Origin of the sequence: Thalassospira sp. CH_XMU1448-2, from assembly GCF_037027285.1 — a bacterium.
Classification (GTDB): domain Bacteria; phylum Pseudomonadota; class Alphaproteobacteria; order Rhodospirillales; family Thalassospiraceae; genus Thalassospira; species Thalassospira profundimaris_C.
The window spans coordinates 1-22,041 of record NZ_JAYMEA010000001.1; the positions used below are offsets into that span (position 1 = coordinate 1).

A 22,041-nucleotide genomic window follows, 5' to 3' on the forward strand; every position below is an offset into this window, starting at 1 on the left:
TGGTTACCACAAATCAATCAAATCAAAGCCGAAGCTTAAATCCAACCGATCCGTCGTCTCCAGGATGCACAGACTAAACGCCATAACGCTGCCCGCGCATCCCTTCCTACTGATCAACAATGTCAAAGAACTTAAGGACCGAAGCCCTGACCGCCCGGACCGTGTCGCTCAATCTCGAGCGCCGCACCCCGTCGGTGGAGGCGGGTTATAGGGCCCCAATACAGACCTGTAAATACCTTTTTTCAAGATTCAGCGAGATTTTCAGCGATTGTTTTTTCCAGCCCCGAAACGGTCCGCGAAAACCCTTGGCTTTCCGGGATTTCAGCGAGATGGCAGTCTGATGCATGCCACCACCAACATGTGCGCATAACGCCGAAAACAATGACTTTGTTCGACTCTGGCGCGACAATTACAATATGGAGTCCAATGACTTCGACTTCTTTGCCAAAAGGAAGGCGTGCAAATCGCAACAAGATTTTCGCTTTTTCACGGAAACCAAGTGGCGTAAGAGACTCCATAGTCCGTATTCGCAATGCACGGAGATGGCCGGACCATCCGCATCCCCGATGAAATCGCATTGTGCCCCTTGCAGTGAAAAGGCCAAAGACCGTGATCGAGATCCCGCATATTGTCGCCCATCGTGGCGCATCGATTGAAGCACCGGAAAACACCATTGCCGCATTTCGCGTTGCCGGTGCGCGCGGGGCCAAATGGATCGAGTGCGATGTGACACTGAGTTCCGATGATAAATGCGTTCTCATTCATGATGAGACACTTGAACGCACCACCAACGGAACCGGCCCGATCCATCAGAGCGATCTTGAATCCTTGCGCGCCCTTGATGCCGGTGGATGGTTTTCAGACATATATAAGGGCGAACGCATTCCGACGCTGAGCGACACACTCGAGACGCTTTATTATATGGAGATGGGGGCCAATCTTGAGATCAAGCCTTCGGGCTGCGATCCGGTACGCCTGTGCCATGAAGTGATTGCCGAACTCAAACGCGCCCGCGACTTGCCGATCCTGATTTCGAGCTTTGACGATATTGCCGTTGCCGAGATGCGCAAACATGCCCCGGAAATTCCATGTGGCTGGTTGCTTGAAACACTGCCCAAAGACTGGAAGGCGGAATATGCACGCCTTGGCGCATCTGCCATCCATATCGACCACGCGGCCCTGACGCCAGTCAGCGCGGCCGAGATTGTCGATGCCGGGGTGCCGCTGGTTTGCTATACCATTAATGACGTTGATCGGGCGAAAGAGCTGTTTTCATGGGGTGTCACATCCGTGATTACCGATGATCCTGCCAAATTGCTGACCGCCATTCCACGACGCCCGTTTGCCGCACACAGATAAAAGACCCGATCAGGGTCACACCAAAAGCAGCCGGTTCGGGGCACGCCACCACCGCCCCAGACGGCTGCATATATAAAAGCAGGGAACGTTCAAATGACACTCGCCCCACAAGACGGGACCGTGGCACCGCCGCCACCTGATCCCGCCGTATCGCCGACGCCGCTTTATCCTCATAACCGGGTCAGACGCCATCTGAGCGAATTGTTCCGGCTTGCCTTGCCGGTCACGATTGCCCGGCTTGGCATGCTGATCATGGCGGTTGTCGACACGATCATTGTCGGGAACTATGACAGTGCGGGTCTGGCCTATCTGAATGTCGCGCATGCGCCGTTTACATCCCTGATGGTCACCGGGATTGGTCTTCTGACCGGGGTCATGATCATGACATCCCATGCCAATGGCCGCGAAGATCTACAGGCCGCAGGTACAGTATGGCGCAATGCCATGCCCTATACCATTCTGATCGGTGCCGTCTTCACCTTCCTGACATGGCAGGCAGAATGGCTGTTTGTTGTCACAGGACAACCGGAAGAAATCGCAACGCATGCCGGTCAGCTTGCCATCATCCTGTCAATCGGGATGCCCGCTGCACTGATTTATACGACCTGCGCATTTTTCCTTGAAGGATTGCAACGCCCGCTGCCCGGCATGGTCATTATGATCCTTGCCAACCTGATCAACCTTGTTCTTGATTACGGACTTGTCTATGGCGCGTTCGGTTTTCCAGAACTGGGGGCCGAGGGCGCGGCATGGACATCAAGCGTGATCCGCTGGATCATGGCGCTGAGCCTTCTTGGCTATGTGCTTTTGATGAAAAGCCATGATCTTTATGGTCTTCGCAACGGATTTTCCGGCTGGTGGCGCGGATCGCAGGAGGTCCGCCATCTTGGCTATGCGGCAGGCGCCAGTCAGGGCATGGAAACAAGCGCCTTTGCGGCAATGCAGCTTTTTGCCGGTCGGCTTGGTGTGATTGCCGCAGCAAGCTATGGCATTGCCATGACGATGCTCGCGCTTATGTTTATGGTTGCCCTTGGCTTGGCGTCGGCGACATCTGTACGCGTCGGGATTGCCTATGGCAGGCGGGACCGACCCGATATGGCACTTGCCGGGTGGATCGGACTTTTGACGACGATGGCGGTGATGTTTTTGCTCAGCATTCCGCTTTATCTGGTCCCGAACAGCGTTGCACATCTGTTTACTCAGGATGTCGGTGTCATCGCGACAACGGTTTCGGTTCTGGTGCTGATGCCGATTATTTTCCCCACGGATGGCGGGCAGAATGCCGCAATCAGTGCCCTGCGCGGTGCCGGGGACAAATGGGCACCAACCGTATTGCATCTGGTGTCCTATATCTTTGTCATGATCCCGACCGGCTATTACCTGACCTTTGTGGCGGGGATGGGGGTGCGGGGTCTGTTCTGGGGCATCGTGATTGCAAGTCTGGTGGCTGTTAGCGGGTTGGCGATACGGTTTGCCATCGTCTCGCGCCGTCCAATCCCGGCCTATCGCGCTGCGCGCTGATCACGCATCAGATCAAGATCAAAAAAGGTCCGCAGGAGAAATCCGGCGGACCTTTTTCTGTGGCGGTCTTACGCAGATATTGTCACGCACGGGCAGCATCAAACTGAAGACGCGGCATCAGCAAATCGCAGAATGGCAGAACCAGCGTATCAAGGGCCGATGCCGCACGGGCAGCATCAATGCGGATAATATGAAGTTCGATATCACGCCGGGTTGCCAACTCGCCCAGCGGGGCCAGTTCCGGCAAGGCATCAACAAGGGTTGCGTAAAACGCAATCTGATCCTGGCGGGCATTGCCCGCAGCAAGATTTCCCAGATGATTATAAAGCGCCATGGCAAGGAACCAGCGGCAATAGGGCATCAGGCCTTGCAAGATTTCGGCACGCTGTTGTGGCTGAAGATATTGTTGAAGATCACTATCAAGCCACACGGCATTTTGAACCCCGGCGACAAAAGCATTGCGAAGGGCTGGATGCTGATCGGTGAAGAACACCGTGGTCAGCCAGCTTGAGAGATCATCAAGTGATTTGCGTCGCCCGTCAGGTGTGCTTTCAGCCCTGAAATCAAGGGCGGGCATCGGCGGTTGTCCCGGCATGGCAAGACTCGCCACCGCCGGATCAATCAGCACATTGGCAAGCCAGGCCTGATGCCAGATTCGCATCGGTCGGAAATAGGGTTCCTTTTCTGCGCCACCTGCCTCGATCCAGCTTTCGATCAGATGGGCACGCCCAAGCGCAACCCCGAGGCGCAAGGCATCCTCGAACCCCATTCCCCCAATCAGCAACGGATCGCCAAGCATGTCTTCGAGCAGGGGCAAGCTTGCCGCCACATGATCCGAGCGCAACCCGGCACCGAGCGGCTGATAGAAGGACGCCCCATCGCCATGTGCCAGAAGTGCGCGTGCATGGCGGGCAAATGCCCCCCAGAATACCAGCCGGACCGGTTCAGCGCGTTTGCGCCAGAGCGGCCGGGTCGCATGCCAGTTTTCGGTTTCAAATTCTGCCAGCGACATGGTTCCGACAAGGCGTGCAAGCGGCTTGGCCACCGCCTGTTCAAGATCATCGACCGAGCCAACATGTCCTACGGACAAACGCCATCCGGGTTGTTCATGCGGATGACGATCAAGCCAGAGCATGGCAAAGCCTGACGCCCCCGCACGTTCGGCCGAGGGTGCGACAAGGTCAAAAAACAGCGAGAGTGCTGCGGGGATTTCAGGAACCGAATGATCGCCGAGCGCATCGCCAACCGTCCAGGTCTTGACCGTCACGTCATCTGCATCGGGCCGTTCGGCAAAACGTGGCGGCAGAAAACCGGAATATTGATTGGCAGAATTGCGTGCGTCGCTCATGGCAGCCTCGTTCATGCGATTGGGGCGGGATCGCGCCCGTGTTTGTGCTGCTGATAAACAAGGACACGGGTCAGGTCAATTACGCGGCATCTGCCAAATGCAAAGTCATATCTATTGTCACGCCCGCGTCAGACCGGCATGGCCGATGCTGGCTTCGCGGTAAACAGATGGAGGCATTGCCAGCAAACGCCTGAAATCGCGTGAGAAATGCGCATTATCGGTAAAGCCGCACCAAAAGCCTATCTCGCCAACCGAAAGGCTGGTGCCATAAAGCAGGCGACAGGCTTCGCGCACACGAACCATCCGCAGCACATCGGAAAACCGGTTATTGGCCTGTTGCAGACGACGCTGCAATGTCCGCCCCGAGGTATCGAGAGCAGCTGCGACTTCGTCAATCGTCCAGCTTCGCCCGACATCCTGTTCAAGAATCGCACAAAGCTGGCGCACGATCGGACGTTGCGCACCAAGAGACGGCGCGGTTCCGGGCATGTTTGCCATAAAGGGATAGGAAGATGAAACCGGTTCGAAACTGGTCCAGTTGATCCGGAAACGAAGTCCGCGCCCGGTAAATTCCAGCTTGTTATTCATCCGTCCCTTGCGCATGACCCGGATCGCAGGGCCGTGGCTTGGTAAAATGGTGGCATCAATATTTTCGGCCCCCACCGCTTCAAGCAGGCCAATCAAGAAGCCCTGCAGCAGCAGATTTTCAACGCGCGCAGGTGGCTGTCCGCGAACCACGCCACGATGGATATTCATGGATTTGCCCGCAATCGAAAATTCGCTGCGTGCACGGGCATGGGAATAGCCTTCAAGCCGGCGCCAGCGATCGGCAATCACCGCTGGTGTTGCCGAATGTCGCAACATGGTCAGCACAGGTTCCTGTTCCTTGGCCGCCAGATGCCGTCCGAGACGCACCAGAACCGCCGGACCATTTACCTCTTCAAGGGCAAGCATGATGCTGCGCAGTTTGGCCGAGGTCACAACCGTTCCGGCCGGGACCAGATCATACCCCCGGGGTAGCCACGCCAGCTGCCGGATCAGGGCAACATGCAAACCAAAAGAAACAAATTCCTGCATCAACACACGCCAAGTTTCGAACAATGGCGCGATCATACAAACAATTAACAATACTGTCAGTGCAGGATTCAAAATGTCACGAAGCTGTTACATAAGGGCAGTTTCGACAAGTTTTCCTGATAAATTCAGGTATTCCTGTGAGTGCAGCGCCATTGCCCGAACGGGTGGCGCATGTCAGTCTGGACATCATTTCAAATCTGACTGAGCAGGTAGAAAGCGTGATCAAGGTTCTTTTTGTTTGTACCGGCAATATCTGTCGGTCGCCCACCGCCGATGGCGTGTTTCGCAAGATGGTCGAAGAAGCCGGACTTTCTGGTCGGATCAGCGTCGATAGTTGCGGATTGTCGGCCTATCACGTCGGAGAATTACCCGATCCAAGATCACGCGAAATGGCGCAAAGCCGCGGCTATGACCTGAGCGATATTCGATCCCGCAAGATCAAGCCATCTGACTATGAACAGTTTGACTATGTTCTGGCGATGGATGATGGCCATTTACGCGATATGCGGCGGCAGGCATCCTCGACACATCAGACCAAAATCGAACTGTTCCTTGATTACCATCCGCAAAGGACCGGTCAAAGCGTTCCTGATCCCTATTATGGCGGGGCGAACGGGTTTGAGCATGTCTTTGACATGATCGAGGAAACATCAAACAGTCTTCTTGCCCATATCCGCAATCAACACGCCCTTTGAGTGCCGGACTGTCATCCTGCCAATGAACAGAAATGCCATCGCCCCCCTGATCAAGGAGCTCGCCGGTCTGGACATCGCGCATTACCGCACGTTATCAGGCGGATCTGTTGCCAATGTTGTTCGGGTTGATCTGACAGATGGCCGCTCTTTGGTCATCAAGCAAAGCAGCATGACAAATACTGACCTTGAGATCGAGGCAAGGATGTTGCGCTATTTTGCCAGGCATTCGCCAATTGCCTGTCCGTCGGTTCTTTATGCCGATCACAATTGTCTGGTGATGGACTTCATCGCCAATGACAATCAGATGACGCACATGGTTCAGCGCGATCTTGCCACACAACTTGCCGCCCAGCATCAGGTCACCTCAAAATCATTTGGCCTGGAATTTGACACCCTGATTGGCGGGCTGCATCAACCCAACAAGGAAAGCAAAAGCTGGATCGCATTTTTTGGCGAATGCCGGTTACGGCATATGGCCCATGCCGCCCGCAAGGAAGGTAAGCTTCCCCCCGCAATCACCACACGGATCGACCGATTGATCGACCGATTGATCGACCGGCTTGATTGCCACATTGAAGACAAACCGGCTGCCGTTCTTTTGCATGGCGATCTTTGGGGCGGAAACATCCTGTGCCAAAACGGTCACTTGACCGGGCTGATTGATCCGGCAATTTATTACGGTGATCGGGAAGTTGAACTGGCGTTCGGAACACTGTTTGGCGATCTGGGTGCGGACTTTTTTGACCGCTATACCGAAATTCTGCCAATTGAATCGGGGTTCCTTGAAGAACGCAGGGATTTGTATAACCTTTATCCCTTATTGGTTCATGTCCGCCTGTTTGGCGGGTCATATGTAGGTGCCGTCGAGAATATTCTGGCGCGATTTGGTTATTAGATGCAGTTTGAAATACAGGGGACGAAAATTTGAGATTTCTAGCAGGAGCCGCCTTGGCCCTTTCCATGACGGTTAGCATTGCTGCGATCGCCCATGAAGGTGCAAGCGGTGTCGTTGAGAAACGCATGGATGGCATGAAAGCCATCGGTCAACAAATCAAGATCATGGTGCCAATGATGAAGGGCGCCTTGCCATATGATCCGGCCAAGGTTGCTGAATCAGCAGGTATTATTGAAGAACATGCAGGTGAGAACTTCACGAACCTGTTCCCGGAAGGCAGTGATGAAAAACCATCCGAAGCACTCGCCGATATCTGGACGGACTGGTCAAAGTTCAGCGACCTTGCGACCGAACTTCAGAACAGTGCAACTGCCCTTAAAACAGTTGCAGCAAGCAACGGTTCCGAAGACGAATTCAAAGGCGCACTTGGCACGATGATGCGTACCTGCAAATCCTGCCACAACAGTTTCCGCGAATAGCCTGGTATTCAGAGAATAATCACCAGACAAAAGGCCGCAGTATCAGCTGCGGCCTTTATCATCTCGGGATATTGATCAGCGGCGTGACTAGCGCCCGATCATCGCAAAGAATTCGCGACGGGTAATCGGATCATCACGGAACGCACCAAGCATGCGGCTGGTCACCATCGACACACCGGTCTTGTGTACACCACGCGTGCTCATGCACTGATGGTTGGCATCAATCACCACAGCAACACCAAGCGGATCAAGTTCTTCCTGAATGGTGTTGGCGACCTGTGCTGTCATTTTTTCCTGGATCTGCAGACGTTTGGCATAAACTTCGACCACACGGGCAAGCTTGGAAATGCCGACAACCCGGCGACGCGGCAGATAGGCAACATGGGCAACACCAATGATCGGCACCATGTGATGTTCGCAATATGACTCAACACGAATGTCGCGCAAGACGACCATCTCGTCATAGCCATCCGTTTCTTCAAACGTCCGGCGCAGAATTTCTGCCGGATCTTGCTGATACCCGGCAAAGAATTCGCCATAAGAACGCACGACACGGTCTGGCGTACCACGCAATCCCTCACGGTCGGGATCGTCCCCCGCCCAACGAAGAAGCGTGCGCACCGCATCTTCGGCTTCTTCGCGTGTCGGACGTTTCACGGCACTATGTTCGCTGCACATACTAAATCCTTTTATCATTTCCTTGCGGGATTGTTTCCCGGCTTGGTGGGGCTCCTGACCCGCTTTTATCTTAGTTTACGGTATGTTGCCCATGGGGACTGTCCAGAGAAAAGGCAGGAATGGCAATATCGAAGTGATTGCCGTCCATATCCGTCATCTCATAGGTCCCGACCATGAAGCCGCTTGGCGTCGCCAAGGGGGCACCACTTGTGTAATTAAAACGCTCACCGCCCGCTAGAACGGGCTGCTCGCCAACCACACCGGGGCCTTTGACTTCCTGGGTTTCCCCGCGTGAATCGGTAATCCGCCAGTATCGGTTCAGCAACTGGACGGTTTTCGATCCAAGATTTTCAATCTCGATCCGATAGGCCCAGACATAACGATGGGTATCAGGATCAGATTCGTCCTCAAGGAATACGGGTTGTACCGAAACCTTGATGTCGTGGGTTACGGTCGAATACATGCACGTCTCCGGGCCAAGTGTGTTCCATTCATTTTGTGGCAGCCAAGACTACAATTGATGAGCCATATGTAGATAGTCCGCAAAAGAAGTGCCAGTAGCCTGCAACAATAGCGCTGAAACAGCTTCACTGCCACACAGAGCTTGCGATCAAATTATCTCCCTAAATGAAACGGCCCGCACATTGTACGGGCCGTTTCGATATCAGGATTACTGTATCGCCATCCGTTATACGGAAAGAGCCGCCAGCAGGTCTTCTTTAAGGTCATCAATGTCTTCGAGACCGACAGAAAGACGCAACATGCCCTCGGTAATGCCCATTGTGATCTTGTCCTCGGCCGGCACGCGCTGGTGGGTCGTGGTCCAAGGATGGGTTGCCAGACTTTTTGCATCGCCGAGATTGTTGGAAATATCGATCAGCTTAAGGTTATCAAGCAGCGAGAACGCCGCTTTCTTGCCACCGGCAAGCTCGATCGCAATCAATCCACCACCACGGCCAGACATCTGTTTCATTGCCAGTTCATGCTGCGGGTGACTTTTCAGTCCCGGATAGATAACGCGCGACACCTGCGGCTGTTCCGACAGGAACCCGGCAAGTGCGGTTGCATTGCGAATATGCTGATCCATACGCAGGCTAAGTGTCTCAAGCCCCTTAAGCAGAACCCAGGCGTTGAACGGGCTCATGCTTGGTCCGGTGTGACGCAGGAAGGTCGTCAGATGCGTGTCATGCCATTCCTTGTCATTAAACAGGATGGCCCCGCCCAGACAACGTCCCTGCCCGTCGATATGCTTGGTCGCGGAATAGACAACAATATCCGCACCCAGTTCCATCGGCTTTTGCAGGATCGGGGTCGCAAAAACATTATCAACCACGACCTTGGCACCCGCTTTATGCGCCAGATCGGCGACAAAGGCGATATCGAGAACTTCAAGCGTCGGGTTGGACGGTGTTTCAAGAAAGACCGCGTCTGCGGGCTTGGAAAGGGCGGCTTCCCAGGCTGCCTTGTCGGTCCCGTCAACCAGTTCGGTTTCGACCCCGAAGCGCGGAAGAAGCGTGGTCAGAATGAATTCGCACGAACCAAACAATGCCCGCGAACCAACAACACGGCCACCGGCCTTGGTGCAGGCGGCAAGCGCATTCCAGACCGCCGACATGCCCGACGCTGTGGCGCGGCAATATTTCGCGCCTTCAAGCAGTGCAAGACGCTCTTCGAACATGTTCACGGTCGGATTGGCAAAACGTGAATAGACATAGCGTTCCGGGCCACTGCCATCAAAGGAGGCCTCTGCCTCGGCAGCTGTTTCATACACGTAGCCGGAATTCATAAAGATGGCTTCGGATGTTTCAGAGAAACCGGTGCGCGCAGTACCACCCCGAACAGAACGGGTCGCAGCACGCCAGTTATCAGAAGCCTTTTTTTCGGTCGTCATCGTCTTGCTCCTATATGCCCGGAGATATGGTGTGTTCCGGACACAAAAAAACCCTGACCGGCATGAATGGGTCAGGGCCGAAGCCATCTATCCCCTCTTTAGCGATTTTTTACGTGGCCGCAAGCCGGTCGACAAATCCCACGATGTGCAGACGATACGTCCAGATTTCCCCGGCGTCAAGCACCAGACCATCAGGATTTCTGCGCAGTGTTGCATGTAATCGGGTTCGGAGGGTCATCTCGTTCTCCTCACGCAATGGTGAAAGCAGTTCATAAGCGTCTTTGGAAAATTCGCTCTAATCTGATCGAAATTAATGCAATCCTGTTTGTCGGGATTTGCTCTTCGTCCCGTCACCAACTCCGTGCAAGAGCGTGATTTAAATGATCAAAACAAATTCAGTGACGCCCAACGTGCCCCATCAGGAAACCGAAAACCCGGAACAAACCGCGACCGCGCGAAAACCATTATGGCGCAGGATGCTGCCACTTGTCGTGCTGGTGTGCGGACTTGGCATCGCATGGACAAGCGGTGTGCTGGATTTGTTGTCCTTTGATACGCTGCGCGACAATCGTGACCAGTTGCAGAATCTGGTTTCAAGCAAACCGGCTCTCAGCATTCTGGGCTTCATGGGAATTTATATTGTCGCTGTTGCCCTGTCGCTGCCGCTGGGCTCTCTCCTGACCATTGCTGGCGGGTTTCTGTTTGGCTCGGTTCTCGGGACAGCTTATGTCGTGACCGCAGCCACCATTGGTGCCGTCATCGTCTATCTTGCGGCACGCTATGCCTTTTATGATGTCATGCATAACAAGGCAGGATCGGCGATCCGCAAGATGGAAGAAGGTTTTGCCGAAAATGCCTTCAGCTATCTGATGGTCTTGCGGCTCATCCCGATATTCCCGTTCTGGCTGGTCAATCTTGTCCCGGCACTGCTCGGAGTGAAGCTGCGCTCCTTTGTGTTGGGTACTTTTCTGGGAATCATTCCCGGGACCTTTGTTTATGCCTCGATCGGAGATGGACTTGGCGCATTGTTTGATCAGGGCAAAACGCCTGATCTTGGGGTGATTTTTGAGCCCCGTATCCTGACACCGATTATCGGTCTTGCCGTTTTGGCGCTGATGCCTGTTGCCTACAAAAAACTCCGTAAATCCAAAAGCGAGGCCCCCTCCGATGAATAAGGTATTGAAGACAGACATCTGCGTCATTGGTGCCGGATCGGGTGGTTTGTCCGTTGCAGCCGGCGCAGTTCAGATGGGTGCCAATGTTATCCTTGTTGAAAAGAGCAGGATGGGGGGCGATTGCCTTAATACCGGATGCGTCCCGTCAAAGGCGCTTCTGGCAGCCGCCCATGCAGCGGAGAATGCCCGCACGGCAAATCGTTTTGGTGTTGCAACCGGACCGATTGAGATCAATTTTGCCCAGGCCATCGAGCATGTTCATTCGGTAATTTCCGGCATTGCGCCGCATGACTCGGTCGAACGCTTTGAAGAACTGGGCTGCACGGTGATCCAGGCAGAAGCACATTTTACATCACCCGATACGCTGGTTGCCGGGGACAAAACCATTCGTGCAAAGCGCTTTGTCATCGCAACAGGATCACGTGCGGCTGTGCCACCAATCCCCGGACTGGAAACTGTTCCCTATTTCACCAACGAGAATATTTTTGAGAATCGCATTTGCCCTGAACATTTGATCATTATCGGCGGCGGTCCTATCGGGCTTGAAATGGCGCAAGCCCATCAACAGCTTGGTGCCAAGGTCACTATTGTCGAGATGATGACCATCCTGCCCAAAGACGATCCCGATATGGTTTCAGTCGTTCGCGATGCAATCAAAGACAGCGACATCACGCTTTATGAAAACAGCAAAACCAGGGAAATTCATCCCGCTGGTGATCTGATCCGGGTGATTATTGAACATGACGGCATCGAGATCACCCTTGAAGGCAGTCATCTTTTGCTGGCAACCGGACGTCGCCCCAATGTCGAGAATCTCGGTCTTGAAGAAGCAGGTGTTGCCTTTGAGCGCACGGGTATTTCTGTGGATACGCGGCTGCGGACATCAAACCGCAAAATCTTTGCCATTGGCGATGTAACTGGCGGTCTGCAATTTACCCACATGGCCGGATATGACGCAGGGATTGTCATTCGAAATGCCCTGTTCCGGTTGCCTGCCAAGGTTGATCACAGTGCGGTTCCATGGGTGACCTATACCCACCCCGAAGTCGCCCAGGTCGGCATGACCGAGGCAGCGGCGCGCGCTAGGCATGGCGATGCAATCCGCGTTGTTACCTGGGACTACGCGGAAAATGACCGGGCACGCGCCGAAGATGACACAACCGGTTTCATCAAGGTCATCACCACGCCCAAGGGTCGTATTCTTGGCGCCGGGATTGCAGGACGCCAGGCCGGTGAATTGATCGGGCTATGGTCCTTGGCGATTTCGCGGAAAATGAAAATCGGTGCGATTGCCGGAATGATCGCGCCTTATCCGACCCTGGGGGAACTGTCGAAACGGGTTGCCGGTGCCTGGTACACGCCAAGCCTGTTTAGCGAGAAGACCCGCAAGATCGTGCGTTTCCTGCTCAGGTTTGGCTAGAAGGCCAATTCCTAAATGACATCGCGCAACAAGCATCTGTTCCGCTGTACTTTTTTGCCGGTCTCTGACTAACATCGCTTTATGGAACGACCGCATCTGAAATTGCCCCCATGGGCCAAATCGCTTTCCGCGCGCCTTCTGGTGCTGACGGTAAGCTTTGTAATGCTTGCAGAGATTTTCGTTTTTGCCCCCTCTGTTGCGCGTTTCAGGGTCGACTGGCTTAAGGCCCATCTTGATTCCGGTTATCTCGCGGCCCTTGCCCTTGAAGCCACCCCCGATCAGATGATCCCCGATGATCTTGAGAAAGAACTGCTCTCGAACGCGGGGATCGAGGCCGTCATCCTGCGCTTGAAAGATCGCAAACTTCTTTTGCAACGTGACGATATGCCTGCCAAGGTCGACAAGGACGTCAACCTTACCGACTTTTCGATTCCGATGGCGATCATGGAGGGGCTGGCTACCCTTTTACAAACCGAAAACCGCATGCTGCGCGTGGTCGGAATGCCATCCATGGCACCCGATTTCGAGATTGAAATCCTTGTTCATGAAAATACCCTGACCCAGGCGATGCGGAATTTCGGTTTACGGGTATTTGGCCTGTCGCTGATGATTTCGTTCTTTACCGCCGGGCTGGTTTATTTTGCGCTTAACAGGCTGATGGTGCGCCCGATGCGCACCCTTACGCGTGACATGATCCGGTTTCGCGAAAATCCACAGGACAAGTCGTCGGTTATCACACCGGGTATGCGTGATGACGAGATCGGCGTCGCCCAACAGGAACTCGCTATCATGCAGCAAGACATTCAGGCGATGCTTAATCAGCGGCGCCGACTTGCTGCCCTTGGCACTGCGGCAACAAAAATCAGTCATGATCTGCGCAATGCGCTTGCGACCTCGATGCTGATGACCGAACAACTTGCCAAAAGTCAGGATGATGAAGTCCGCGCTGTTGTCCCGCGACTGTTATCGTCGATGGAACGTGCAGTCTATATCAGCGAGCAAACCCTGTCCTTCGCGCGTGAAACCCCACCACCGCGCGATCTTGCAAAATTCACACTGATCGAGCTGCTCGAAGAAGTCCGTGATCAGATCCTACTTCAGAAAACCGAAAACCTGATGGATGGTACGGTCGAGGAAGACGGTTCTGAAAAACCGCCGTGCACAGCCCGCATCGAGATAGATCTGCCAGACGATGCAATGCTTGAAGCCGACTATGACATGCTGTTTCGGGCCTTTAGCAATCTGATCCGCAACCCGCTCGAAGCAGGGGCCGACAGGGTGACCGTAACATTCCAGATGCAGTCAGGCGTTAAAGCAGCAGTCGATTCGGACGAAACACGCAATTTAATTGATGTTCTGATCAAGGATAACGGTCCCGGATTACCCGAGAAGGCCATCAAAAACCTGTTTGTTCCCTTTGCCGGAAGTGGACGCAAGGGCGGAACCGGGCTTGGCCTTGCCATCGCGCGCGAGTTGATAAGCACCCACAATGGCGAGCTTCGCCTCGTTGCAACAGGGCCGGATGGCGCAGTTTTCGGGGTGAAATTGCCGCTGCACACCTGAAATTAATGCATCGCACTATCGCAATGCACATAATTGATAGATTTTTCCTATTAAAACTAATTCGATATTCGATTTCATCTTGGCGAAATTGTTTGGCACTTTGGCTTCAAGGCGATGCCGGGCCGAAATCCCGATCCCCGATCCGCTCCTGACCCAAGGCCCGGTATCGCCTGATTGATTTCCCCTGATACGGATCACCTGCAAGATGAAAGCCGGTCCGCGATTACCCGGACACGCGCCTTGCGATTGATGCCATTGATGGGACGCCAGAATAATCCTTGCCGGATTATCATCAAGGGACCGGGCAACTGGTCCCTGACCCTCAACCCCTTGCCTTCGGGCAAGGGGTGTCTTTTTTCTCAGACAGGCCGAACAAGCGATTTCCGGATTTCATCAATCTGCGGACGCAAAAAGCAGCCGTTTGCATGATCATTGATCAGGCCCATGGCCTGCATGAAGGCAAAGACCGTGGTCGGGCCGACAAACTTCCAGCCCCGTTTCTTAAGGTCCTTTGAAAGCGTAATCGACATTGGCGATGTCGACATCGTCTGGGGCATTGCGATCTCCGCCGGATCGGGCTCAAACCGCCAGAAATAAGCCGCAAGCGATCCTTCGCGATCCACCATTTCACAGGCACGTCTGGCGTTGTTGATGGTCGCCTCGATCTTGCCACGGTGGCGAATGATCCCGGCATCGTCCAGCAAACGCGCGACATCGCTGTCGTCAAAAAGTGCGACCTTATGAAAATCAAATCCGGCGAATGCCGCCCTGAAGTTTTCACGCTTTGAAAGAATGGTTCGCCAGCTCAGCCCTGACTGAAATCCTTCGAGACAGATTTTTTCAAACAGGCGCTGATCATCGACAACCGGAAATCCCCATTCCGTATCGTGATAGGCATTAAACTCAGGCGCAGATTCGCACCAAGAACAGCGGCATTTTCCATCCGCACCCGTGACAATTTTGCTCATCTCTCAGGCCATCAGGAATTCAAGACGCGGATCGGTCCGGGCGGGTGATATTTCCATGATCTCGGCCGCAACAATCCCCTCTGCGACAAACGGGTCTTCATTGATCCTCGTTTCCAGTTGATCACGGCTCACACCATGAACAAGGATTGCCCCGCCCAAATTGGGCTGCAAACTGCCAACCATCAAAAATACCCCGTCATCCAGTCCCTTTTTGATCCAGGCCTTGTGGGCATCCATGAATTGAGGCGCCTTGGCACGGCCGTCGGCAAATCTAAGAAAAACTGTAAACATTATGTTCTCCCTGACCGGGTGGTGAAACATTATCAGAAGCGGCTGATCAAGCCCGTTCGCTTGCTTTTAAGTGGGTAATCTGGTCATCAAGCCAGTTACACATCAACGTCACTTCACTTTTAAGGAACCCGTCATCGTCAAAGGCATTGGCAAGGGTTGCAACACCCTGACTGCGTCCAAGAATATGCATCGCAAGTGCATCTGATTTCGCACCAAAACCAAGCGCCACGAACTGGCGGCACAGCCAACTTCGAAACAATGTGAAAAGCCCCGCCGCATCGCTTTGCGCTGAATGGTTAAGCTTGGCCAGTTCCGAAGACAGCGTCCCGACCGGGCACCCGAACTTGCGGATTTTCTCGCCATTCACGATCAGTATGTGAATAAAGCTCCGGATGCGTTCCGAAGGATCATTCCCACTGATTTCCCAGCGATCCAGCATCTGTTCGGTATTTGCCAGACGCTGATTGATGACTGCATCAAGGATGTCATCCTTGGTTTTGAAGTGATGATAAAAATTGCCACGCGAAATACCGACCGCTGATGCAATATCGGCAAAGGAAGTAGCCTCAAACCCCTGTTGGTAAAACAGGCGATCTGCGGTTTCGATGATCCGGTCTCGCGTTGACATGAGTTTCCCTGATCCTGACTTTGACGAACTAGGACAATTGTCCTAATTCCAAAATTAGGACACTTGACCTAATCTGTCAACAGACCAAAAAGCAACACCCGCAGACCAAAGGCCTGCGGGTGCAAAAACAAGTCCGATCAATACGGGGAACTAATCCCGCCAGAATGCCGGGAACAGCAACACCAGAACGGTGAAGACTTCCAGACGCCCGATCAGCATCCCGATCGACATCAACCACTTGGCGCCATCGGGCAGCGTCGCAAAGTTCCCTGATGGCCCGACAATCGGGCCAAGCCCCGGCCCGACATTGGCAATCGCCGTGCCCGCACTTGAAACTGCCGTGATGAAATCAAGTCCCATCGCGCCAAGTGCTGCTGCAAGCACCACAAAGCAGAACACAAACAGGAAGAAGAAGCTCAGAACAGATTCCGTCACATCTTCGGACAGCGGTTTGCGGTTGTAATAGGCAATGAACACGCCATGCGGACGCAACATGTGCGAAAGCTGGATCTTGGCGATTTCATAAAGTACCTGAAGACGGAAAATCTTCACCCCGCAGGTTGTCGAACCGGCACAACCGCCAACAAACATCACAAAGAAAAACACCGTAACCGCAAAGGGCCCCCAAAGACCGTAATCGGTCGTCGCGTATCCGGTCCCGGTCATGACCGAGACAATGTTAAACGATGTAAAGCGCAGTGCCGTCAGGAACGGTACACCGTTGGTTTCCGAATGCCAGAATGCCAGACCGACAATGATCGACACCGCAATGGTCAGGAACCAACGCACCTGGCTGTCCCGAAACAGGGCATTGCCCTGCCCGCGCAGCATCTGAAGATATAAAATGAAGGGCAGCGCACCGGTTGCCATACCCATTGTGATGATCACATCAATCGCCGCACTGTCGAAATGGCCGACCGAGGCATCCTTGGTCGAAAAACCGCCGGTGGCGATGGTTGTCATGGCATGCGCAATCGCATCAAATGGCGTCATGCCCGCCCACCACAACAGGATCGCCCACAGAGCCGTAAAGCTCAGATACAGCATGGCAATGCCCATGGCGATCTGGGTCGCACGCGGGAACGCCTTGTCTGACTTGTCGGAATTTTCCATGCGGAAAAGCTGCATCCCGCCAACGCGCAGCATCGGCATGACCGCAATCGCCATCACGATGATCCCGATCCCGCCAAGCCATTGCAACAAGGCCCGCCACAGCAAAATGCCCGGCGGCGCCGTATCAAGACCGACAATAACCGTCGATCCGGTGGTCGAAATACCCGACATCGCCTCAAAGAACGCATCGGTATAGGACATATCAAGATCGGAAAAGGCAAATGGCAGGGCCGAGGCCGCCGTCAAGACCACCCAGCTCAGCGTTGTCAGGATAAAGGCCTGACGCGAGTTGATCTTAAGATTGTCCATGCGGTTCATCATGATCAACGCGCCGCCGACAAACAGCGAAACAAAGGACGCCGCCGAGAACACGATCCAGTCCGATTGACCGTAATAAAGATCAACCAGCGCCGGGATAAACATGCCTACAGACAGCGTACACAGCAGGATGCCGACGATGAAAAGAATGGGACGGAAATCAATCAATGAAACGCCTCTTGGCATATGTGCCACATCTCCCCCCGGATGCTGCGGCATGATGCATTTGCTGTTCTGGTTTTTCAGGGCACTGCATAACCGAAATCACGGACAACATGTACCCCATTCATGACAAGCAGCGGAATTCTTGGCACAAGCCACAATAAAGTCCAGTCCTTTATCGGCTATGCATTTTTGGTCTGGCAGGTTTGGCATAGGCGGAAATCCGCCATTTCCGGGTTGGCAGACGGGTGGATCACCGCTATATCGGCGGGGTAAACAAATTCACGAACGAAAGCAGCAGCGGAAATGTCCGAACTCGCCAAAACCTTTATTCTGACCATCACATGCCCGGATACTTTCGGGATTGTCGCAAGTGTATCGAGCTTCCTTGCTGACGAAGGCGCGTTCGTGACCAAACTTGAACAGTTTGGCGACCCCAACAGCAAGCGCTTCTTCATGCGAGTCAAATTCGAAGCCGGCCGGGCACTGCGCACCGACGCCGAATTTACCGAAAAGTTTGCCCCGATTGCCGATAAATTCACGATGCAGTGGAAACTGCATGACTTCCATCGCAAGCCAAAAGTACTTTTGATGGTGTCAAAGTTCGGCCACTGCCTGAATGACATTCTGCATCGGGTTGCCTCGAACAACCTTCATATCGAAATCCCCGCCATCGTCTCGAACCACGAAGACATGCGCGGCATCGTCGAATGGTATGGCATCCCGTACTATCACCTGCCAGTTTCCAAGGATACCAAGACCGTTCAGGAACAGAAGCTTCTTGATCTGGTCGGTGAATATCAGGCTGATCTGGTTGGCCTTGCACGCTACATGCAGGTTCTCTCGACGGATCTTTGCCGGGAACTGGAAGGACGCTGCATCAACATTCACCATTCATTCCTGCCAAGCTTCAAGGGTGCCAAGCCCTATCATCAGGCCCATGCACGCGGTGTCAAACTGATCGGCGCGACAGCCCACTATGTGACTGCCGATCTTGATGAAGGCCCGATCATTCATCAGGCGGTTGAACGTGTTGATCACTCCATGACGGCTGATGATATGGTCGAGATCGGACGCGACATTGAATCTGTCGTCTTCTCGCGCGCCATCCAGATGCATTGTGAGCATCGCGTCTTCCGCAACGATCACAAAACAATCGTATTCCGCCGCTAAAATCCGGCATTTTGCGCGTACAGGTTTCAGGAAACCGTCAGTCCCCGGATTGGCGGTTTCTTTTGAATAATTCTAAATTAATCATGAAATACATTCGTCATTCCGGGCCATTTTGGCCCGTGCAATGCCCCCTGCTTTCCCGTAGATTATTGGAACCGGAAATGCTGAGCATAAAAATCGCCAGCGGTATAAGACATTTGCTTTTGGGGAGCTTTCCGTGCAGGGAAAGAAATTATACTTTGCTGTTGTTTTGTGCGTTCTTCTGGCGGTCGGCTTTTTAACAACAAGTTTTGTCAGCTTCTATGTCGCCCGGGAATCTCTTGAAGAACAGATTTTCGAAACAACGCTGCCACTTACCAGCGACAATATCTATTCGGAAATCCAGCGCGATCTTTTGCAGCCGATTTTTATCTCTTCCCTGATGGCGCACGACACTTTTGTCCGCGACTGGGCCTTGTCTGGTGAAAAAGATCAGAACCAAATCATCAAGTATCTGCGTGAAATCCAGTCGCGTTATGACACCATCACGTCCTATTTCATCTCGGACAGAAGCCGGAACTATTACCATCCGAGCGGCGTGATCAAGAAGATCACCGAAGATGATCCGGCTGACAGCTGGTATTTCCGCGCCCGTGACGCCAAAAAATCCTATGAGATCAATATCGACCACGACACTGTGGACCGTTCCCGACTATCGATCTTTATAAATTACCAGGTCATCGATTATGAGGGCAATGTCATCGGAATTACCGGGGTCGGCCTTTCGGTAAACTCGGTCACCAACCTGATCGAGACCTATCAGAACCGCTATGGCAGAACGATCTATTTTGTCGATACAGAAGGCCACGTAACCCTGCGCGGCAGTGGATTTGGCAATGCGCATAGCCTGCATGAACGTCCTGGCATGCGCCAGCTCGCCACCCAGATCCTGACATCACCGGGCACGTCGATGTCATACGAGGAGGATGGACACACCTATTTCGTCAATAGCCGCCTTGTCCCCGAATTCGGTTGGCTTTTAATCGTGGAACAGAGCGATTACTCGTCAAATAACCGCCTTCAGAATACGTTATTTGTAAATATCGCTATTTCGCTTTTGATCACGATCATTGTCGGACTTGTTGCCTATCTGACGGTGCGAAATTATCAGAACCGTCTTGAAGAACTTGCATCACGTGACAAACTGACCGGAAGCCTCAACCGGCAGGTCTTTGACATGGTCTTTGATCAGGCGACCAAGACCGCGAAGCGCCAGAAAACGCCCCTTTCGGTCATGTGTTTCGATCTCGACGGCTTCAAGAGCATCAACGATACCTATGGTCATCCGGGCGGTGATGCGGTCCTGCGCGACGTCCTGACCTCGATCCGGATGAATGTCCGTGAGTCTGATCTGATTTGTCGCTGGGGCGGGGATGAATTCGTCGTGATGTTCCCGGAGACCGGACGCCAGGACGCAATGACCAAAGCTCGCGAGCTTGCCGACAAAATCCGCGAGGCCCCCGTTCGTTTCGGACGCGATAAAATCCTGGTCACCATCAGTGCCGGTGTAACGGAATATCGTGAATCCGAAGATCTCGATACCCTGATGGCACGCGTTGATAACGCACTTTATACCGCCAAGGCATCCGGCCGTGACCACATCTCGCTGGCCTAGATAAAAGACCCTTCGAACCAAAACGGCCCCGTCAGATCACCTGACGGGGCCGTTTCTGTATTGGTTCAAATCCCGTCGGGATCAGTCGGCGATGGATGCTTCTGCAATCTGGACTGCATTCAACGCAGCGCCTTTAAGCAGCTGGTCACCCGCAACAAACAGCTCCAGACCATGATCACCAAAGATCAGGTTCGACCGGATACGACCGACTTCCACGTCGTACTGCTCGGTCGCTGTCAGCGGCATCGGATAGAGGTTGTTCGCCGGATCATCGACAAGCTTCACACCCTTGGCTTTTGCCAGAACTTCGCGGGCAGCCGCCGGGGTAACAGCCTTTTCGGTTTCAACGACAATCGCCTCGGAATGGGTACGCTCGGTCGGAATACGAACCGCCGTGCACGATACCGGCAGATCCGGCGCGCCAAAGATTTTGCGCGTTTCCCAGGTTACCTTCATCTCTTCACGGGTATAGCCGTTATCCTGGAAGCTATCGATATGCGGAATAACGTTGAATGCCAGCGGATGGGCAAAGACTTCTGCCGGAACCGGCTTGCCTTCAAGACCGGCTGCCAGGCCTTCACGCAATTCATTCATGCCCGGCTGACCGGCACCCGAAGCTGCCTGATAGGTCGATACAATGACCTTTTTCAAGCCAAAGGCCTGATGCAGCGGCCAAAGCGCAACTGCGGCAATTGCCGTGGTGCAGTTCGGGTTCGCAATCAGCTTTGCGGTCTTGGCAAGATCACCATTGATCTCAGGCACGATCAGCGGAACATCGTCATTCAGACGGAATGCCGAGGAGTTATCAATGACCAGCGCGCCTTCGGCGATCTGCGGGGCATATTCCTTGGCGAAGTCGCCCGAAACAGCAAGGAAGACGATATCGCACTGTTTTGCCTCTTCGACAGAAAACAGCGCGATGGTCTTAGTGCCGAACTTAGTCTCCACGGTCTTGCCTGCCGAACGCTCGGACGCGAACAGGGTGAGTTCACCCACAGGGAAGTTACGATCAAACATAACGTTGATCAGCTCGACGCCAACCGCACCGGTTGCGCCGATCACACCGACATGGAGATTTTCGGCACTCATAATACTTGTCTAACCTCGTATAAAAATTGTTGTCGTATTCGACTACCGCGATCATTCGCGGGCCGCGCATTATAGGGATTTATCAAGGCAACGCAAATGTACCTTGCTGCATCGCACTTATGCGCGGAAATGTTCTGTCTATAACGCAGCGGAAAACAGTTTGTTCCGCGTTGTTTTTCGCCATTCAAACGCAAAAATCCGCCCTTCGACAGTACCACCGCCAAGCAGGTGTCGAAGGGCGGATTTAACCGTCATGAAGACGGCGTTTCCAGACAAATGAGGAGAATCGACCGGATCGGGAACAATCCGGTCAGACATTCACACGATCAGAAAAGACAATGTTTGGTGAAATCGGCTGCTTCGTTTGCAGTCCAGTCACCTTTCGGCTTTTCTTTAAGATCCGCACACCATTCTTCGCTTCCGACTTCCGGTGAACAGGCCGAAACGGCACCTGCGACCATCAAGACAGAAAGAATGGCTGCTGTTTTGCGTGTAAATTTGTTCTGCAGCTTCATGTCCGTGTCCAAATTTTGTTTGTTTTGCT

22 protein-coding genes and 1 riboswitch are annotated in these 22,041 nt (G+C 53.5%); of the genes, 10 read left to right on the plus strand and 12 right to left on the minus strand.

All coding sequences use genetic code 11. The features are described 5' to 3' along the window. Positions 1–242: 242 nt before the first annotated feature. Complete coding sequence (locus WA318_RS00005) at positions 243–518, minus strand: hypothetical protein (RefSeq protein ID WP_336079331.1); 276 nt, start codon at positions 516–518, stop codon at positions 243–245. Positions 519–609: 91 nt separating this feature from the next. Here WA318_RS00005 and WA318_RS00010 point away from each other — a divergent pair, with 91 nt between their 5' ends. Together WA318_RS00010 and WA318_RS00015 are read left to right on the plus strand one after the other, a co-directional pair. After that, the gene (locus WA318_RS00010; protein ID WP_336079333.1) at positions 610–1,359 is read left to right on the plus strand and encodes a glycerophosphodiester phosphodiesterase family protein; all 750 of its coding nucleotides are present in this window, start codon (positions 610–612) and stop codon (positions 1,357–1,359) included. A gap of 93 nt (positions 1,360–1,452) precedes the next feature. Beyond that, entirely contained in the window at positions 1,453–2,880 is a 1,428-nt protein-coding gene (locus WA318_RS00015) for an MATE family efflux transporter (RefSeq protein WP_336079335.1), read from the plus strand. Between the two features lie 82 nt (positions 2,881–2,962). Here WA318_RS00015 and WA318_RS00020 read toward each other — a convergent pair whose 3' ends face one another. Next, positions 2,963–4,228, minus strand: coding sequence for a hypothetical protein (locus WA318_RS00020; protein WP_336079337.1), 1,266 nt, complete (start codon positions 4,226–4,228; stop codon positions 2,963–2,965). Between the two features lie 117 nt (positions 4,229–4,345). Beyond that, a complete protein-coding gene (locus WA318_RS00025; RefSeq protein WP_114096804.1) occupies positions 4,346–5,305 on the minus strand; it encodes a helix-turn-helix transcriptional regulator in 960 nt (319 codons plus the stop codon). Between the two features lie 218 nt (positions 5,306–5,523). Here WA318_RS00025 and WA318_RS00030 point away from each other — a divergent pair, with 218 nt between their 5' ends. From WA318_RS00030 to WA318_RS00040, 3 genes are all read left to right on the plus strand, one after another. Next, entirely contained in the window at positions 5,524–6,000 is a 477-nt protein-coding gene (locus WA318_RS00030) for a low molecular weight protein-tyrosine-phosphatase (RefSeq protein ID WP_443082634.1), read from the plus strand. Positions 6,001–6,022: 22 nt separating this feature from the next. Beyond that, positions 6,023–6,895, plus strand: coding sequence for a fructosamine kinase family protein (locus WA318_RS00035; protein ID WP_336079342.1), 873 nt, complete (start codon positions 6,023–6,025; stop codon positions 6,893–6,895). Between the two features lie 65 nt (positions 6,896–6,960). Next, positions 6,961–7,374 carry a c-type cytochrome gene (locus WA318_RS00040; protein ID WP_114096079.1) on the plus strand — a complete coding sequence of 138 codons (414 nt, stop codon included), beginning with the start codon at positions 6,961–6,963 and terminating at the stop codon, positions 7,372–7,374. Positions 7,375–7,461: 87 nt separating this feature from the next. Here the strand turns inward: WA318_RS00040 and folE are convergent, their stop codons facing one another. From folE to metZ, 3 genes are all read right to left on the minus strand, one after another. Beyond that, positions 7,462–8,052, minus strand: coding sequence for a GTP cyclohydrolase I FolE (folE, locus tag WA318_RS00045; protein WP_114096080.1), 591 nt, complete (start codon positions 8,050–8,052; stop codon positions 7,462–7,464). A 70-nt stretch (positions 8,053–8,122) separates the two neighbouring features. Continuing rightward, complete coding sequence (apaG, locus tag WA318_RS00050; protein ID WP_114096081.1) at positions 8,123–8,515, minus strand: Co2+/Mg2+ efflux protein ApaG; 393 nt, start codon at positions 8,513–8,515, stop codon at positions 8,123–8,125. Positions 8,516–8,740: 225 nt separating this feature from the next. Next, positions 8,741–9,943, minus strand: a complete 1,203-nt coding sequence (metZ, locus tag WA318_RS00055; RefSeq protein WP_336079344.1) for an O-succinylhomoserine sulfhydrylase — start codon at positions 9,941–9,943, stop codon at positions 8,741–8,743. A gap of 77 nt (positions 9,944–10,020) precedes the next feature. Further along, positions 10,021–10,095, minus strand: a riboswitch (SAM riboswitch). 228 nt (positions 10,096–10,323) lie between these two features. Between metZ and WA318_RS00060 the strand changes: the two genes are divergently transcribed. From WA318_RS00060 to WA318_RS00070, 3 genes are all read left to right on the plus strand, one after another. Then, entirely contained in the window at positions 10,324–11,118 is a 795-nt protein-coding gene (locus tag WA318_RS00060) for a TVP38/TMEM64 family protein (protein ID WP_114096083.1), read from the plus strand. Further along, entirely contained in the window at positions 11,111–12,538 is a 1,428-nt protein-coding gene (locus WA318_RS00065; protein ID WP_336079347.1) for a dihydrolipoyl dehydrogenase family protein, read from the plus strand. Before WA318_RS00060 ends, WA318_RS00065 begins: the two co-directional genes overlap by 8 nt. A gap of 81 nt (positions 12,539–12,619) precedes the next feature. Next, the gene (locus WA318_RS00070) at positions 12,620–14,101 is read left to right on the plus strand and encodes a sensor histidine kinase (RefSeq protein WP_336079349.1); all 1,482 of its coding nucleotides are present in this window, start codon (positions 12,620–12,622) and stop codon (positions 14,099–14,101) included. 359 nt (positions 14,102–14,460) lie between these two features. Here WA318_RS00070 and WA318_RS00075 read toward each other — a convergent pair whose 3' ends face one another. The 4 genes from WA318_RS00075 to WA318_RS00090 all read right to left on the minus strand — a co-directional run bounded on the left by WA318_RS00075 (position 14,461) and on the right by WA318_RS00090 (position 17,605). Further along, positions 14,461–15,069 (minus strand): DNA-3-methyladenine glycosylase I, encoded by a 609-nt coding sequence (locus WA318_RS00075; RefSeq protein WP_336079351.1) that lies wholly within the window; start codon positions 15,067–15,069, stop codon positions 14,461–14,463. Positions 15,070–15,072: 3 nt separating this feature from the next. Then, on the minus strand, positions 15,073–15,360 hold the full coding sequence (locus WA318_RS00080; protein WP_336079353.1) for a YciI family protein: 288 nt from the start codon (positions 15,358–15,360) through the stop codon (positions 15,073–15,075). 46 nt (positions 15,361–15,406) lie between these two features. Beyond that, the gene (locus tag WA318_RS00085; protein WP_336079354.1) at positions 15,407–15,988 is read right to left on the minus strand and encodes a TetR/AcrR family transcriptional regulator; all 582 of its coding nucleotides are present in this window, start codon (positions 15,986–15,988) and stop codon (positions 15,407–15,409) included. Between the two features lie 150 nt (positions 15,989–16,138). Then, positions 16,139–17,605, minus strand: a complete 1,467-nt coding sequence (locus tag WA318_RS00090) for a TrkH family potassium uptake protein (RefSeq protein WP_258548558.1) — start codon at positions 17,603–17,605, stop codon at positions 16,139–16,141. Between the two features lie 282 nt (positions 17,606–17,887). On the opposite strand from WA318_RS00090, the gene purU reads away from it, so the two are divergent. Both purU and WA318_RS00100 read left to right on the plus strand, forming a co-directional pair. Then, positions 17,888–18,754 carry a formyltetrahydrofolate deformylase gene (gene purU / locus WA318_RS00095; RefSeq protein WP_336079357.1) on the plus strand — a complete coding sequence of 289 codons (867 nt, stop codon included), beginning with the start codon at positions 17,888–17,890 and terminating at the stop codon, positions 18,752–18,754. A gap of 217 nt (positions 18,755–18,971) precedes the next feature. After that, entirely contained in the window at positions 18,972–20,408 is a 1,437-nt protein-coding gene (locus tag WA318_RS00100; RefSeq protein ID WP_114096090.1) for a sensor domain-containing diguanylate cyclase, read from the plus strand. A gap of 81 nt (positions 20,409–20,489) precedes the next feature. On the opposite strand, the gene WA318_RS00105 is transcribed toward WA318_RS00100, so the two are convergent. After that, positions 20,490–21,497 carry an aspartate-semialdehyde dehydrogenase gene (locus WA318_RS00105; protein ID WP_114096091.1) on the minus strand — a complete coding sequence of 336 codons (1,008 nt, stop codon included), beginning with the start codon at positions 21,495–21,497 and terminating at the stop codon, positions 20,490–20,492. A 326-nt stretch (positions 21,498–21,823) separates the two neighbouring features. Then, positions 21,824–22,012 carry a DUF3012 domain-containing protein gene (locus tag WA318_RS00110; protein WP_114096093.1) on the minus strand — a complete coding sequence of 63 codons (189 nt, stop codon included), beginning with the start codon at positions 22,010–22,012 and terminating at the stop codon, positions 21,824–21,826. Positions 22,013–22,041 lie beyond the last annotated feature (29 nt).